Origin of the sequence: Nitrobacter sp. (assembly GCF_051535215.1) — a bacterium.
In the GTDB taxonomy this organism is placed as follows: Bacteria; Pseudomonadota; Alphaproteobacteria; order Rhizobiales; family Xanthobacteraceae; genus Nitrobacter.
Genome location: NZ_JBPPLY010000002.1, coordinates 321,108 through 335,947 on the forward strand (window position 1 = coordinate 321,108; position 14,840 = coordinate 335,947).

Genomic DNA, 14,840 nt, shown 5'->3' on the forward strand with positions numbered 1-14,840 from the left:
GAGCCTGTCATGGGCGTACTTGCAATCGCAATTCCCTACGTTCTCTTCGTTTGGTGGTTTTCGACGGGCACGGTGCTGTTGCTGGTCGGACTGTCGTTGCGGCACGAGGCGGTGCTGAAAGCGGGGACGGCAGTTCTGTTCGTGACGTCGCTCGCGGGACTCACCGCCAGCAGTCAGATAGCGAGCGACACAGGCGCCTATTGCGTCTTCACCTGCGCCATTTTGCTGTGGGGCGCGGTCGAGATATCGCTGCTGGCAGGCTGGATCACCGGCCCGCGGCCTGAACCCTGCCCGCGCGATTGCTCCAAGGGCGATCGCGTGTGGTTTGCGCTTCAGGCGACCGCCTATCATGAGTTTGCCCTGATCGCGACGGCAGGCCTTGTCTTCCTGGTGACGTCAGGCGCGCCCAATCAGCTTGGCTGGTGGACATTCGCGGCGATGCTGCTGTTGCGGCAGAGCGCCAAGATCAATCTGTTCCTCGGCGTGCGCACGCTCAACGACGAACTGATGCCAGCGCAGGTTAATTTTCTTCGCAGTTATTTTGCGCGCAAGCCGATCAATGCGCTGTTTCCGCTCTCGGTGACGCTCGCGACCGCGGCCGCGGCGTGGCTCGCCGTCGCCGCGGTCGATGCAGGATCGAATTTTGAAGCGCTGTGCTTTGCGCTTTTGGCAGCGCTCGTTGCGCTGGGAGCGCTCGAACACTGGTTCATGGTCCTTCCGATGCCGGTGGTCGACCTCTGGCGCTGGAGTGTCCGCTCGCAGAAGCCCGTCGCGGATGTCCCGGAGCCGCCGGTACGGCCGGTTCTTGCGGTCATTCCTGGCGGCGGCGGCTCGGCGCCAGAACGACCGGCTGCAAAAAGTGCCGCTTTTCTCGAACGACAACGCCTGGAAGACCAGTTTCGCCAGGCCTACCGCGAGAGCAAGGCTGCCGGCGCAGTCCAGATCGTGTCGGGGCATGCCGGCGTTGCCGAGCAGGACGCATCGTTGAGTTTCAACCGGACAGCTGAGGGGAGATCGCCATGAACTACGAAGACTATTTCCGCCGCCAATTGGATGGTCTCCGCCGCGAGGGCCGCTATCGTGTTTTCGCCGATCTTGAGCGCAAGGCCGGCTCGTTCCCGCGCGCCACGCATTACACGCCTTCCGGCCCGCGCGAAGCGACAGTGTGGTGCTCGAACGACTATCTCGGAATGGGGCAGCATCCGGAGGTTCTGGCTGCGATGCATGCAGCGCTCGATCGTTGCGGCGCCGGCGCCGGCGGCACGCGCAACATCGCCGGCACCAACCACTATCACGTTCTGCTGGAAGCGGAACTGGCCGACCTGCACGGCAAGCAGGCAGCGCTGCTATTCAATTCGGGTTATGTCTCGAACTGGACCACGCTGAGCACCCTGGCATCCCGCATGCCCGGCTGCGTCATCCTGTCGGACGAATTGAACCACGCCTCGATGATCGAAGGCATGAAGCAGAGTCGTTGCGTTACGCGGGTGTTTCGGCACAACGATGTCGCTGATCTGAAGCGCAAGCTCTCCGACCTCGATCGCGACGCGCCCAAGCTCGTTGCGTTCGAGTCGGTCTATTCGATGGATGGGGACATCGCGCCGATCGCAGACATCTGCGATGTCGCCGACGATTATGGCGCGCTGACTTATCTCGACGAGGTGCATGCCGTCGGTCTGTACGGGCCGCGCGGCGGCGGCATCTCGGACCGCGAGCGGCTCACCGACCGCCTGACCGTCATCGAAGGAACGCTCGCCAAGGCGTTCGGTGTGATCGGCGGATACATCACAGGCTCTCACACCCTCTGCGACTTCGTTCGCAGCTTCGCCTCGGGATTCATCTTCTCCAGCGCATTGCCGCCGGCGGTCGCTGCCGGAGCGTTGACCAGCATCCGTCATCTGAAGGCAAGTTCGCAGGAGCGCGAACGACACCAGGATCGCGTCGCCACCTTGCGGCGCCGGCTGGATCAAGCGGGTGTGCAGCATCTCGATAATCCAAGCCATATCGTGCCCGTGATGGTGCGTGATCCGGTGCTCTGCAAGCAGATCAGCGACACCTTGCTCGATCGCTACGGCATCTATGTGCAGCCGATCAATTACCCGACCGTCGCTCGTGGTACGGAACGCCTGCGCATCACGCCGTCGCCGTTTCACTCGGACGAGGATATCGATGCGTTGGTGACTGCGCTTTCCGAGATCTGGGCCGAGGTCGGACTGGCGCGTGCGGCCTGACGCCGGTCTGGACCAACGTAGAAGTTCCGGATCGACGTCTTTAAAGGTGGGGTGTCGCACGGAAGGGGTCCGTCACTTCGGGACGCCTTCCAGATGACCGCCGCTGTCAGGCCCGGATCCGCTCGAAGATCCGGTCGGAGCCTTGCGGGTATCCGGCGACGGATTTTGCGGTTGATAGGGTTTTGGCGTGTTCGGATCCGTCCGCTCGGTCGACAACTGGTTGTTGGGTTGCGTGGCTTCCGAGACCGCCGTTCCCGAATGAGAGCGGTATCCGAATGTCAAGAGAGTCATCCCGATTAGCGCCACGCCGAGCAGGCCGAAGAGTTCCGCGCCTGCGCCGGAGGGTTCGACGCCGCGCGAGGTGCCGTCACCCTTGAGTGCATAAGCCGCCACCTCGCGGTTGCGACGTGATCGCAGGAAGGCAAGAAAGAACCCCGCTGCGACGATGACGCCTGCAGCCAGGGTGAAGAACATAAGCCAGCTCAGGGGCGTATCTCCGTTCATGGCATCCTCCAAAAGAGTTTCGGAGTGTCTACGCCTCTGATGCGGTAGTGTTCCTAAGGATAGCGGTTCCAACTCTCGTCAGACTTCTTCGCGCGTTATCCAGGTTGAACTGGGCGGGATGATCGGGAAGCCATCGCTGGCTGCCCCAACCCTGACGCTGGCGCGTGCAGATCGCAATGTTTGCTTGCCAAAAAGGTGGAGCGGACAGTCTCACGGGAGACGGCGGGAACGCATCGGGGATGACATCGCCAATCGACGCAACCTGTGGCGATCCGCACGATTTCCGCGCCAACCTTCTTGAAAACCGCCTTTGCGGGCATGGACACGCGAAGGGCCGGCTCACGGAAACGCTATATACCGTAAACCCGAAGCGGCGCTCTTTCGCGGATACGCCGGGGGCTACCAGATCCCCGGCGCACCGTCGATCGATTCTTCTTCGGCGCGTGCTGTCGTCGATCGCCCGCCGGAGATAATACAGCACTGCATCCGCTGCACCTGGCTGCCTGCTGCGTATATTCCCCTTGCGGCGACGTCACATTCACGAAAACGCGGCCGAACCGCCATCAGCGCATATCAAAAAGCCGATTGTGATCGGAATATGCGCTGGTCATCGCTCAAGAGCATTGTCCGGCTAACGGAGTTCCACTTAGCCGAAAGATGCTCAGTACCCCATCCAGCGGGGCGGTTCGTTCAACTTGTCAGGCCAGCTCAGGGCCTTCGTCGAATACCAATCGTCGACTGCCTTTTTTGCGAAGTCTGTTCCCCACCCGTAACGCTGCTGCAGCTTCTTCTCGAGCTGCTCCTTGTTGCCAGCGATTTCCCAAAGGTCGTCGAATGTGAACTTGCCCCACTGATCTCTGACCTTGTACTTGACCTGATCCCAGTTTTCTTCAATCCGATTCCAGTCCATTTTTAGTCCTCCTCCATGGTAGCGAAAGAGAAATCGGTCCCTGCATGTTTGTTCCGTGGTCAAATGGTCGCACCCGAATGCGAGGTCGGATTTTGCTGCTTCGGTTGCGAAAGCGGTTGCCGGATCGTGACGTCGGGAGGCGTTGAATGAAGCAGAAGACTGGAAGCGGAAAACACAAGACGTCCTATCCGGATCCCGATGCGACTGAGTTTGTTCACGATCTTGAAGAGTACATCGCGCCCGACCTTCCCGAACGGTTGAGCGATCCCATGAGGGTCGACCTGGGATTGCTGGCGCGGATCGACGCGGCCAGAAAAGCGGGCGGGCCGGTCGGCGAGCACTCGGTCTGGTCGCGATGGTACGACTCCCAGGTCGAGGAATTGCGGGGCCGATGGATGGCGCTGTTCGACTTCTACAAAATCGCCGCGCGATCGCCTGAGGATGCCTGGATGCAGCTTGCGACCGCTTTGGCGCGCGACTTCGTTCCGGGCCTGCTGGTGGAAAATGTTTTCCCGACGCAGGATCTTCTCATTGAACAAGCGCGGCTTTTCACCCTGATCACCGAAGTCTCGGAATGTGCGCGCGCGGCGCGGTGCGGCGAACGATGATGTTTCGGAACGGGTGGTGCTTGAAGAGGACTTTTTCAACGAGCAACCATGGAACGCCGACCTTTTTGGAAAGAAACCGGACAGCATCGATACGCTGGTGGCGATGTTCGCGCGGGAGAAGGAACGTTTCGCCAGATTGCTGATCGAGCAATACTGGTCACAGGCAGCGATCTTGTCCTTCTTTGCCGATTCCGGTCTTGAAGCGCCCGGATTCGTCGCCGATCTGCCGCCGTAAGGCTTCGAGGCGCAGCCCCGAAAGGGGCAAACATTTAAGGGGCGAGTTCGTCGAGCGTCGCTGCCGTTCCTGAAACGGCCGACGGCCTGCGTGAAAATCACACGCCGGGCACGGGTTAGATAAAACGCGTGCCGATGCGTTGGTACCGCAGCCTGAAACCGGCAAAAGAGGCTACGTCCATCATCCCCGTAGCGGCCGGTTGTCACCCGGCGTGTGCCACTGACAACGGGCTGAGTATAGGACGGCCTTGTCGGCTTTTCCATCGCCGCGACACCGGAGCGGGCGCAAACGGCCGCACGGCAGCCGGGCGTTCCTTCCGGAATTCAGGAACTCGTCTCGTGTGAGGCCGCGTTGGCCGCGCCCGGCAGGCTCTCGAGCAGGGATTGCAACGTTTTCAGCGTCGACTGATCGGCAGCGCCGTCGACACGTTCCGGCCGGAAGTGGCGCTGAAAGGCCGTGACCACTTCGGCGGTGGTGTTGTCGAATGTCCCACTGGCCTTGATGCCGTAGCCGTATTGAGCCAGCGACTGCTGGAGCGCGCGGACCTCCTCGCCCTCGCTGCCGGTCTTCATCATCACGTCGCCCGGCACGATCGGCGCCGGCTGGACCCAGTGCCCGACGCCGGAATCCGCCAGTGCGTGCCACGGAAATTTTTCGCCGGGATCTTTCTTGCGTGCAGGCGCGACGTCGGAATGCCCGACAACGCGCCAGGGCGGAATGTCGCGCCGAATAATGATGCCGCGGCACAGCGCGATGACAGCAGCGATCTGCCGGAGCGGATAGTCCGGATAGCCCCAGTCATGGCCGCGATTGACGATCTCGATGCCGATCGAGCAGGAGTTGATGTCCTCTTCGCCGGCCCATGAGGCGACGCCGGCGTGCCAGGCCCGCTTGGCCTCCTGGACGCACTGCACAACGCGGCCGTCCTCGAGCACAACATAATGTGCGGACACGTCGGTGCCGGAGGTGCACAGTCGCGCCAGCGCGCCTTCGACGTCGGGCATCCCGGTATAGTGCAGCACGATCATGTCCGGCTGCCGCCCTTTGGCCCGGTCGCCGAAATTCATGGAGGGCACGGTATCGGAGACTACCGATGAGTCCGGGATGAAGGTCGGCATTCCAGCGAGAGCCTTGGGGACCGGGAGAGGACGTCGACGTCTGGGATCAGAATAAGCGTATGCGGACGGACCTGATAGCATGCAACAACCCGGAACAGATAGGAGAACGGCACGAGGCGGAAAGCGCGCGGTCCGTTATCGACGACTCAAAGTGGGATCACTATCCGGACGCCTGGTCCGGCAGGCAATCGAAGCCCGACCCTCTTTCGCCTTTTCCCCGACTTTGGAATGCTGAATCTCCGCGCGGCGCATCGGACGCAACAACTCGATTCCAGCCGAAACCATCAACACTTTCTTAACGCTAACCGCCGTTACTGAGTGATGAAGTGCCGAACCGGTTTCGGGGCGGCCGAGGTCCCATTTGCGCTCGAAATCCCCATGGCAGCCCCTCAAATTCCATGCGGAAGCCCGGGTTTGTCAGTCGATCTCCTGGCGCGGAAGCTGGCGGGGACCAAGCCGGCTAGACCCGCCTTGGCGAGGGGCCTTGAGGATCGACGCGGCCGGTTGGTTATCGGGCATTCAAGGCGGAATGGGCGCGCGCGTGTCGAGAACAATGCATTTGCGGACGGGGGCGGAACCATCGGGGGTGGGACCATGACGGTTCTACCGGTTCGTCATGTGCCCGTGCTCGGCCGCGAGGCTGTCGCCATGCTCGCGCCGCGTGCGGGCGGCGTCTACGTCGATGCGACCTTCGGAGCCGGGGGCTATTCCCGCGCCATCCTTGCCACTGCCGATACCCGCGTGATCGGAATCGACCGCGACCGTACCGCGATTGCCGGCGGTTTCGATCTGGTCGAGCAGTCCGGCGGCAGGCTGACGCTGGTCGAGGACCGCTTTTCCAATCTTGCCACGATCTGCGCCGCGGGGGGCGCTGACGCCGTCGACGGCATCGTCATGGATGTCGGGGTATCCTCGATGCAACTCGACGAGGCCGGTCGCGGCTTCTCGTTTCGTCTCGATGGTCCGCTCGACATGCGCATGAGCGGGCAGGGGCCGACCGCGGCCGACGTGGTGGCGCGCGCCTCCGAGACCGATCTCGCCAATATCATCTATATCTTCGGCGAGGAACGGCGCTCGCGCGCGGTGGCGCGCGCCATCGTTGCCGCGCGGCGGGACGCGCCGATCGTGACCACGCGGGCGCTGGCCGACATCGTCTCGAGGGTGGTTCGCGCCAAGCCGCACGAGATCCATCCCGCGACGCGGACGTTCCAGGCGTTGCGGATTTTCGTCAACGAGGAGCTTGATGAACTGATCGCGGCGCTGGCGGCGGCGGAGCGTGTGCTCAAGCCGGGCGGCCGGCTCGCGGTAGTGTCCTTTCATTCGCTGGAAGACCGCATCGTCAAGAACTTCTTCGCCGCGCGCGGCAAGGCGGGCGGCGGTTCGCGCCACCGGCCGGAAATCGAACGCGCCGCGCCGAGCTTTGCCATTCTGACGCGTCGTCCGGTGACAGCGGAAGAAGACGAGGTACGCGCCAACCCGCGCGCCCGCTCCGCCAAGCTGCGCGCCGCCGAACGCACCGCCGCGCCGGCGTTCGACGCGGACACGCATCCGGACTGGCCTTCGCTAACAAACGCGATGCGGGGAGGCTGATCGATGCGGATCATCCATTTCCTCGTCGTCTGCGCACTGGTCTATGCGGCATCCTATGTCTACCGCATCAAGATGGATTCCACGGCTCGCACCGAGCGCGTGCTGCGGCTTCACGCTCAGGTGCGCGAGCAGCGGGAAGCGATCGCGGCCTTGCGTTCGGAATGGGCCAGGCTCGACGCGCCGAGGCGGCTGCAGGTTCTGGCCGAACGGCACTTGAAACTGAAGCCCATTGAGGCCACGCAATTCGATTCGCTGAAGAACCTGCCGGAGCGGCCGCCGAGCCTGGTGCCGCCCGGCACTGCGGACCCGATCGGCGCCATGATCGAGATCGTCGATCCTGATGTCATCACCGGCTCGCTTCCCGCGTCGGAGGGCCCGCGATGACCGGCCGGAACAGACCCGGAGGCGTCAGCCGCACGCTGTCGGTGGCGTGGAGCCAGCGCATGATCCGCAACCTGCTCTACGGGCGCAACGTCGATCGCGCCGCCAAGGCGCGGGTGCGCGTCGGCCTCGTCATTATCATATTCGGTCTGATATATGCGGTGATCGCAGCGCGCCTCGTGATGTTTGCGGCATTCCCGGATGAGCGGGGAGGACACCACACGGCGTCGCAGGATGCCATCGCCACTGCTCGGCCCGATATCGTCGATCGCAACGGCCAGATTCTCGCCACCGACGTCAAGGCGCCGAGCCTGTTCGGCGAGCCACGCCGCATCATCGATCGCGACGAAGCGGTCGAACTGCTGACGGCAACGCTTCCCGACCTTGAAACCGCCGAGGTCCGTCAGCGTCTCGGCACCCGCAAGGGCTTCGTCTGGCTCAAGCGCGAGATCACCCCGTCGCAGCAGAAGGAAATCCATAATCTCGGCATTCCGGGTATCGGCTTTCTGCGCGAGAACAAGCGCGTCTATCCAAGCGGCAGCGAGGTCGCGCACCTGATCGGCCTGGTCAATATCGACAACCAGGGCATCGCAGGCATGGAGAAGTGGCTCGACACCAACGGGCTCGCCGATCTGCATCGCGCCGGTTTCGCTACCGACCGCCTGCAGAAACCGGTGGAACTGTCCATCGACCTGCGCGTCGAGCACGCGCTGCGCGACGAACTGCTCAAGGCCAAGGAGCACTATCACGCCAAGGCGGCCTCGGGCCTCGTCTCTAATGTGCGCACCGGCGAGATCGTCGCGATGGTCTCGCTGCCGGACTTCGATCCGAACAATCCGAAAGAGGCGCACGATCCCGATCGCATCAACCGCCTGACCACGGGCGTGTACGAAATGGGGTCGACCTTCAAGGCCTTCACGCTGGCGATGGCGCTCGACTCCGGCAAGTACGATCTGAATTCGATGTGGGATGCGCGTGCGCCGCTGCATTTCGGCCGCTTCACGATTCATGACGACCATCGGCTCGGCCGCTTCATCAACATGAAAGAGGTGTTTACCTATTCGTCCAACATCGGCGCGGCGCGGATCGCGCTTGCGCAAGGCGTCGAGGCCCACAAGGCCTTCCTGCGCAAGATGGGGCAGATGGAGCGCCTGCGCACCGAATTGCCGGAAAGCGCCTCGCCGATCCTGCCGCGCAAGTGGGGCGAACTGAACACCGTCACCATTGCCTTCGGACACGGCATCGCGGTGGCGCCCTTGCAGGCCGTGATGGGAATCGATGCGCTGGTCAACGGCGGTTACCTCATTCCGCCGACCTTCCTGAAGCGATCCGAAGCGGAAGCGATGAAACTCGCCAAGCGGGTTATTAAAAAGGAAACCAGCGACAAGATGCGTTTCCTGCTGCGGCTGAACGCCGAGGTCGGCACCGCGAAGAAAGCGGACGTCAAGGGCTATTATGTCGGCGGCAAGACCGGCACCGCCGAGAAGGTCATCAACGGCCGCTATGCCAAGAAGCGCGTGCTCAACGCCTTCACCGCGATCCTGCCGGCGGACAATCCCCAGTACCAGCTTCTGGTGATGCTGGACGAGCCGCAGCCGCTCAAGGAGACGTTCGGCTTCATCACCTCCGGCTGGAACGCGGTGCCGACCGGCGGCAAGGTAATCGCCCGCATCGCGCCGCTTCTCGGCGTCCAGCCCCGGTTCGATCTGCCGCCGTCCGACCGCCTTATTCTTGCGGCATCCCGAGCGACGCAGTAAACGCGGGGCCAGCCGCGCGGGCCGGGACCAGGAGAGCATGAAACTTCGCGAGCTTTTCGGCGACGATGCCGCCATGGACGCGCGCACGGGCGAGTTGGCCGTCACGGGCCTTGCCGCGGACAGCCGCGACGTAAAGCCGGGCGATGTGTTTTTCGCGCTTGCCGGCACGACGACCGATGGCGCGCGATTCGTCGATGCCGCGGTCGCCGCCGGTGCCGTCGCGGTTGCCGGTGAACACGCGCCAGGGGGTAGTCGCGTTCCGTTCATCGTGACGTCGAATCCGCGCCGTGCGCTGGCGCTGGCGGCGTCGAAATTTTTTCCGCGGCAGCCGGGGACGATCGCAGCCGTTACCGGAACCAGCGGCAAAACTTCCGTCGCAGCCTTCACGCGGCAGATCTGGCAGCGGCTCGGGCATCCCGCCGCGAGCATTGGCACCATCGGTGTGGTCTCGCCCTCGCGCAACGTCTACGGCTCAGTGACGACGCCCGATCCGATCGCGCTGCATCGCGAACTCGATCAGCTTGCCGGCGAGGGCGTAACGCATCTCGCGCTGGAGGCATCGTCGCACGGACTCGACCAGCATCGCCTCGACGGCGTGCGTGTGCGCGCCGCAGGCTTCACCAATCTCTCGCGCGACCACATGGATTATCATCCGACCGTCGCGCACTATCTCGAGACGAAACTGCGGCTGTTCCGCGAACTGGTTGAGCCGGACGGCGTCGCCGTGATTTCCGCCGATCACGATTGCTCGGGCACGGTGATCGAGGCGGCGACCGCGCGCAACCTGCCGGTGATGCGCATCGGCCGTCGTGGCGACGGCGCGCACCTCGGCATTCGTCTAGTTGATGCCGCTATCGAGGGCTTTGCGCAACGGGTGACTCTCGAACATGTGGGGCGAGATCGCATCATACGTCTGCCGCTGGTCGGCGAATTCCAGATCGAGAACGCACTGGTGTCGGCGGGTCTTGTCATCGGCACCGGCGGCGATGCCGATCAGGTGTTCGCTGCGCTCGAGCATCTCGAGGGCGCCAAGGGGCGGCTCGAACTGGTTGGCGAGCGCAACGGCGCGCCGGTCTTCGTCGATTACGCGCACAAGCCGGATGCGCTGGCGAAGGCGCTGCAAGCGCTGCGGCCGTATGCCAGGCGGCGGCTCGTGGTGGTGTTCGGCGCGGGCGGCGACCGCGACGCGGGCAAACGTCCGCTGATGGGTGAGATCGCCGTCAACAATGCTGATGCGGTTATCGTCACCGACGACAATCCGCGCAGCGAAGATCCCGCTGCGATCCGCGCTGCGATCCTCGCGGCCGCGCGCGACGCGCGCGAGATCGGCGATCGCGCCGAGGCGATCCAGACCGCTATCGCGGATCTGCAGCCTGGAGACGCATTGCTGATCGCCGGCAAGGGCCACGAGACCGGACAGATCGTCGGCGACCGGGTGCTGCCGTTCAGCGATCACGAGGCGGCGGCGGCGGCGTTGGCAGCGAGAGTGGCATGAGCACGCAGCCGTTGTGGACACTGGACGCGATGGCCGCGGCGATGCGCGCCGAAAGGCGAGGGGCGTTGCCCGCGGTCGTCACCGGCGTCTCCATCGACAGCCGCACCATTGCACCTGACGAGGCCTATTTCGCGATCAAGGGTGACGTGCATGATGGCCATGCCTTCGTCGATGCGGCCTTGAAGGCGGGCGCAGCGCTGGCCGTCGTCGAAGCCGCGCAGCGCGACAATTTCGCCGCCGATGTACCTTTGTTGATCGTCGAGGATGTGCTTGCCGCATTGTGCGATCTGGCGCGGGCCTCGCGCGCGCGGCTTTCAGCGCAGGTGATCGCAGTGACGGGCTCGGTCGGCAAGACCTCGACCAAGGAAGCGTTACGGAGCGTGCTGGCCGCGCAGGGCAAGACCCACGCCTCGGTGGCCTCGTTCAACAACCACTGGGGCGTACCGCTGACGCTGGCGCGCTGCCCGGCGGACGCGCGTTTCGCGATCTTCGAGATCGGGATGAATCACGCCGGCGAGATCGCGCCGCTGGTGAAGATGGTGCGGCCGCATATCGCTGTTATCACCACGGTCGAGCCGGTGCATCTGGAATTTTTCTCCGGCGTCGAGGCGATCGCCGACGCCAAGGCGGAAATTTTCGAAGGCGTCGAGCCGGGCGGCGTAGTCGTGCTGAACCGCGACAATGCGCAGTTCGCGCGGCTGCGGCAGCGCGCCGAGAAGCTCGGCATCGCGAGGATCGTCTCGTTCGGCGCGGACGAGGAGGCCGACGCGCGCCTGCTCGACCTGGCGTTGCATCCGGCGTGTTTAGCCGTGCATGCCGGAATTCTCGGTCATGAGTTGACCTACAAGCTCGCTATGCCCGGCCGCCACATGGCCATGAACTCGCTGGCGGTGCTGGCGGCGGCGTCGCTGGCCGGCGCGGATCTCGCGCTGGCGGGTCTTGCGCTGTCGCAGGCGCAGCCGGCTGCGGGACGCGGCGTGCGTCATGTCCTGAACGTGCTGAACGGCGAAGCGACATTGATCGACGAGAGCTACAACGCCAATCCGGCCTCGATGGCGGCGGCGCTCAACGTGCTCGGCCAGGCTGAAACGGGCACGCAGGGCCGTCGCATCGCCGTGCTGGGCGACATGCTGGAACTCGGTCCCGGAAGTGCCGATCTGCACCGCGGCCTGACCGAGCCGATCAATGCCAATGCCATCGACATGGTATTTTGCTGCGGTCCCTTGATGCGCAACCTGTGGGATGCGCTTTCCTCCGGCAGGCGGGGCGGCTATGCAGAGGGATCGGGCGCGCTCGAATCGCAGGTGGTGGCGGCGATCCGTGCCGGCGACGTCATCATGGTCAAGGGCTCGCTCGGATCGCGAATGAAAGTGATCGTGACGGCGCTCGAAAGGCGATTTCCCGGCAACGCCGCGCACGACGGAGTCGCGGTTTAGGGTTTCACATGTTTTATTGGTTGATCGATCTTTCAAACACTGTTCCGGGACTCGGCATTTTCAAGCCGCTCCTGAACGTCTTCCGCTACATTACCTTCCGCACCGGCGGCGCGATGGTGACCGGCGCGTTGTTCGTGTTCCTGTTCGGCCCCTGGATCATTGACAACCTCCGCCTGCGCCAGGGCAAGGGACAGCCGATCCGCTCCGACGGGCCGCAGTCACACCTTGTCAGCAAGAAGGGTACGCCGACCATGGGCGGCCTGATGATCCTGTCGGGACTTGTCGTGTCGACTGTGTTGTGGGCCAATCCGCTCAATCCCTATGTCTGGATCGTGCTCGCGGTGACGCTCGGTTTCGGCATCATCGGATTTTATGACGACTATCTGAAGGTGACGAAGCAGACCCATGCCGGGTTCGCCGGGCGGACCCGCCTCATGCTGGAGTTGGTGATCGCACTGGCCGCCTGCTATGCGCTGGTCCGCCTCGGCCGCGAGCCGTTCTCGACCGCGCTGGTGATCCCGTTCTTCAAGGACGTGGTGCTGGACCTCGGCTGGTTCTTCCTCGCTTTCGGCGCGTTCATCATCGTCGGCGCGGGCAATGCGGTGAACCTCACCGATGGTCTCGACGGTCTCGCCATCGTGCCGGTCATGATCGCGTCTGCGAGCTTCGCCATGATCGCCTATCTCGCCGGCAATGCCGTGTTCGCCGACTACCTCCAGATCAACTACATCGCCGGCGCCGGTGAACTCGCGGTGCTGTGCGGCGCGGTGCTCGGGGCGGGCCTCGGCTTCCTCTGGTTCAACGCGCCGCCGGCCTCGATCTTCATGGGGGACACCGGTTCGCTGGCGCTCGGCGGCATGCTTGGCTCGATCGCGGTCGCGGTGAAGCATGAGATCGTGCTGGCGGTCATCGGCGGCCTGTTCGTGCTGGAAGCGGTGTCGGTGATCGTGCAGGTGACGTCGTTCAAGCTGACGGGAAAACGCATCTTCAAGATGGCGCCGATCCACCATCACTTCGAGCAGCTCGGCTGGACCGAGCCGCAGATCGTGATCCGGTTCTGGATCATTTCGGTGATGCTGGCGCTGGCAGGTCTTTCAACACTGAAGCTGCGGTGATGATCGGTTTGAGCATCGCGGTGGGCAAGGCCTTTCCATGATTCCCGTTACCTCCTTCGCCGGCAAAATGGTCGCGGTGTTCGGCCTCGGCGGCTCCGGTCTTGCGAGCTGCCACGCGCTGAAAGCGGGCGGCGCCGAAGTGATCGCCGCCGACGACAACGCAGACAACGTCGCAAGAGCCGCGCAGGCCGGCTTCATGACCGCGGACCTGCGCACGGTGGCGTGGAGCAATTTCGCCGCGCTCGTACTTGCGCCTGGCGTGCCGCTGACCCATCCGACGCCGCACTGGAGCGCGCTGGCGGCGCACGAGGCCGGCGTCGAGGTGATCGGCGACATCGAACTGTTCTGCCGCGAGCGGCGTCGCCACGTTCCCGACGCGCCGTTCGTCGCCATCACCGGCACCAACGGCAAGTCCACCACCACCGCGCTGGTTGCGCATCTGATGCGCGAAGCCGGTCACGATGTGCAGATGGGCGGCAATATCGGCACCGCGATCCTGTCGCTGGAGCCGCCGCGCAAGGGGCGCGTACATGTCATCGAGATGTCGTCGTATCAGATCGACCTGACACCTTCGCTCGATCCGACGGTCGGCATCCTGCTCAATGTCAGCCCCGATCATCTCGACCGTCACGGTACAATCGAGCACTATGCGGCGGTGAAGGAGAGGCTGGTTGCAAGCGTGCAGCCGCAGGGCACGGCTGTCGTCGGCGTCGACGATATCTGGAGCCGCGCCGCCGCTGATCGCATCGAACAGGCCGGCAAGCACGTGCTGCGCGTCTCGGTGAAGCGGCCGCTCGCGGACGGCATCTGTGTCGATCATGGCAGGATCGTTCGCGCCAGCGGCGGAGCGCAGACCGAAATCGCCGATATCGGCGGCATCGGTTCGCTGCGCGGACGGCACAACGCGCAGAACGCCGCCTGCGCCTCGGCGGCTGCGCTCGCGCTCGGGGTAACCAACGAGATCCTGCAAGAGGGCTTGCGCAGCTTTCCCGGGCTCGCGCACCGCATGGAGCAGGTCGGCCGCAAGGCCAACGTTCTGTTCGTCAACGACTCCAAGGGCACCAACGCCGACGCCACCGAGAAGGCCTTGTCGTCCTTCGCTGACATTTTCTGGATTGCCGGCGGCAAGCCCAAGAGCGGCGGCATTGCCTCGCTCGCCGAGTTCTTTCCGCGCGTCCGCAAAGCCTATCTGATCGGCGAGGGGGCAAAGGAGTTTGCGGCGACGCTGGACGGCAAAGTGGATTACGAGATCAGCGGGACGCTGGAAGCAGCGGTGCCCGCCGCCGCGCGCGACGCCGAGGCGTCGGGCCTTGCGGATGCCGTGGTGCTGCTGTCGCCGGCCTGCGCCTCGTTCGATCAGTTCCGCAATTTTGAAGTCCGCGGCGACCGTTTCCGTGAACTGGTGTGGGCACTGCCGGGCGTCAAGCCGGTGATGTAGACGGAGCCGACTCTTCATCATG

At 64.0% G+C, this 14,840-nt stretch carries 14 protein-coding genes; 11 read left to right on the forward strand and 3 right to left on the reverse strand.

Features of this window, described 5'->3' with window-relative positions; genetic code table 11:
• Positions 1–9: 9 nt before the first annotated feature.
• On the forward strand, positions 10–1,023 hold the full coding sequence (gene puhE / locus ACS3WB_RS04145) for a putative photosynthetic complex assembly protein PuhE (RefSeq protein WP_438274298.1): 1,014 nt from the start codon (positions 10–12) through the stop codon (positions 1,021–1,023).
• Entirely contained in the window at positions 1,020–2,231 is a 1,212-nt protein-coding gene (gene hemA / locus ACS3WB_RS04150) for a 5-aminolevulinate synthase (protein WP_438274299.1), read from the forward strand. The genes puhE and hemA overlap by 4 nt, the downstream gene beginning before the upstream one ends.
• Before the next feature lie 72 nt (positions 2,232–2,303).
• On the opposite strand, the gene ACS3WB_RS04155 is transcribed toward hemA, so the two are convergent.
• The gene (locus tag ACS3WB_RS04155) at positions 2,304–2,735 is read right to left on the reverse strand and encodes a hypothetical protein (protein WP_438274300.1); all 432 of its coding nucleotides are present in this window, start codon (positions 2,733–2,735) and stop codon (positions 2,304–2,306) included.
• A 661-nt stretch (positions 2,736–3,396) separates the two neighbouring features.
• A complete protein-coding gene (locus tag ACS3WB_RS04160; RefSeq protein WP_438274301.1) occupies positions 3,397–3,645 on the reverse strand; it encodes a CsbD family protein in 249 nt (82 codons plus the stop codon).
• Between the two features lie 146 nt (positions 3,646–3,791).
• Here ACS3WB_RS04160 and ACS3WB_RS04165 point away from each other — a divergent pair, with 146 nt between their 5' ends.
• Together ACS3WB_RS04165 and ACS3WB_RS04170 are read left to right on the forward strand one after the other, a co-directional pair.
• Complete coding sequence (locus ACS3WB_RS04165; protein ID WP_438274302.1) at positions 3,792–4,253, forward strand: hypothetical protein; 462 nt, start codon at positions 3,792–3,794, stop codon at positions 4,251–4,253.
• Between the two features lie 16 nt (positions 4,254–4,269).
• Entirely contained in the window at positions 4,270–4,488 is a 219-nt protein-coding gene (locus tag ACS3WB_RS04170; protein WP_438274303.1) for a hypothetical protein, read from the forward strand.
• Between the two features lie 323 nt (positions 4,489–4,811).
• Here ACS3WB_RS04170 and ACS3WB_RS04175 read toward each other — a convergent pair whose 3' ends face one another.
• A complete protein-coding gene (locus ACS3WB_RS04175) occupies positions 4,812–5,687 on the reverse strand; it encodes an N-acetylmuramoyl-L-alanine amidase (RefSeq protein WP_438274304.1) in 876 nt (291 codons plus the stop codon).
• 297 nt (positions 5,688–5,984) lie between these two features.
• On the opposite strand from ACS3WB_RS04175, the gene rsmH reads away from it, so the two are divergent.
• The 7 genes from rsmH to murD are packed head-to-tail and all read left to right on the forward strand — an operon-like array spanning position 5,985 to position 14,818.
• Positions 5,985–7,196 carry a 16S rRNA (cytosine(1402)-N(4))-methyltransferase RsmH gene (gene rsmH / locus ACS3WB_RS04180; RefSeq protein WP_438274305.1) on the forward strand — a complete coding sequence of 404 codons (1,212 nt, stop codon included), beginning with the start codon at positions 5,985–5,987 and terminating at the stop codon, positions 7,194–7,196.
• 3 nt (positions 7,197–7,199) lie between these two features.
• Positions 7,200–7,580, forward strand: a complete 381-nt coding sequence (gene ftsL / locus ACS3WB_RS04185) for a cell division protein FtsL (protein WP_438274306.1) — start codon at positions 7,200–7,202, stop codon at positions 7,578–7,580.
• A complete protein-coding gene (locus ACS3WB_RS04190; protein ID WP_438274307.1) occupies positions 7,577–9,334 on the forward strand; it encodes a peptidoglycan D,D-transpeptidase FtsI family protein in 1,758 nt (585 codons plus the stop codon). The genes ftsL and ACS3WB_RS04190 overlap by 4 nt, the downstream gene beginning before the upstream one ends.
• A gap of 37 nt (positions 9,335–9,371) precedes the next feature.
• Positions 9,372–10,829, forward strand: coding sequence for a UDP-N-acetylmuramoyl-L-alanyl-D-glutamate--2,6-diaminopimelate ligase (locus ACS3WB_RS04195; protein WP_438274308.1), 1,458 nt, complete (start codon positions 9,372–9,374; stop codon positions 10,827–10,829).
• On the forward strand, positions 10,826–12,265 hold the full coding sequence (locus ACS3WB_RS04200; protein ID WP_438274309.1) for a UDP-N-acetylmuramoylalanyl-D-glutamyl-2,6-diaminopimelate--D-alanyl-D-alanine ligase: 1,440 nt from the start codon (positions 10,826–10,828) through the stop codon (positions 12,263–12,265). Before ACS3WB_RS04195 ends, ACS3WB_RS04200 begins: the two co-directional genes overlap by 4 nt.
• An 8-nt stretch (positions 12,266–12,273) precedes the next feature.
• A complete protein-coding gene (gene mraY, locus ACS3WB_RS04205; RefSeq protein WP_438274310.1) occupies positions 12,274–13,380 on the forward strand; it encodes a phospho-N-acetylmuramoyl-pentapeptide-transferase in 1,107 nt (368 codons plus the stop codon).
• Between the two features lie 37 nt (positions 13,381–13,417).
• The gene (murD, locus tag ACS3WB_RS04210; protein ID WP_438274311.1) at positions 13,418–14,818 is read left to right on the forward strand and encodes a UDP-N-acetylmuramoyl-L-alanine--D-glutamate ligase; all 1,401 of its coding nucleotides are present in this window, start codon (positions 13,418–13,420) and stop codon (positions 14,816–14,818) included.
• Positions 14,819–14,840 lie beyond the last annotated feature (22 nt).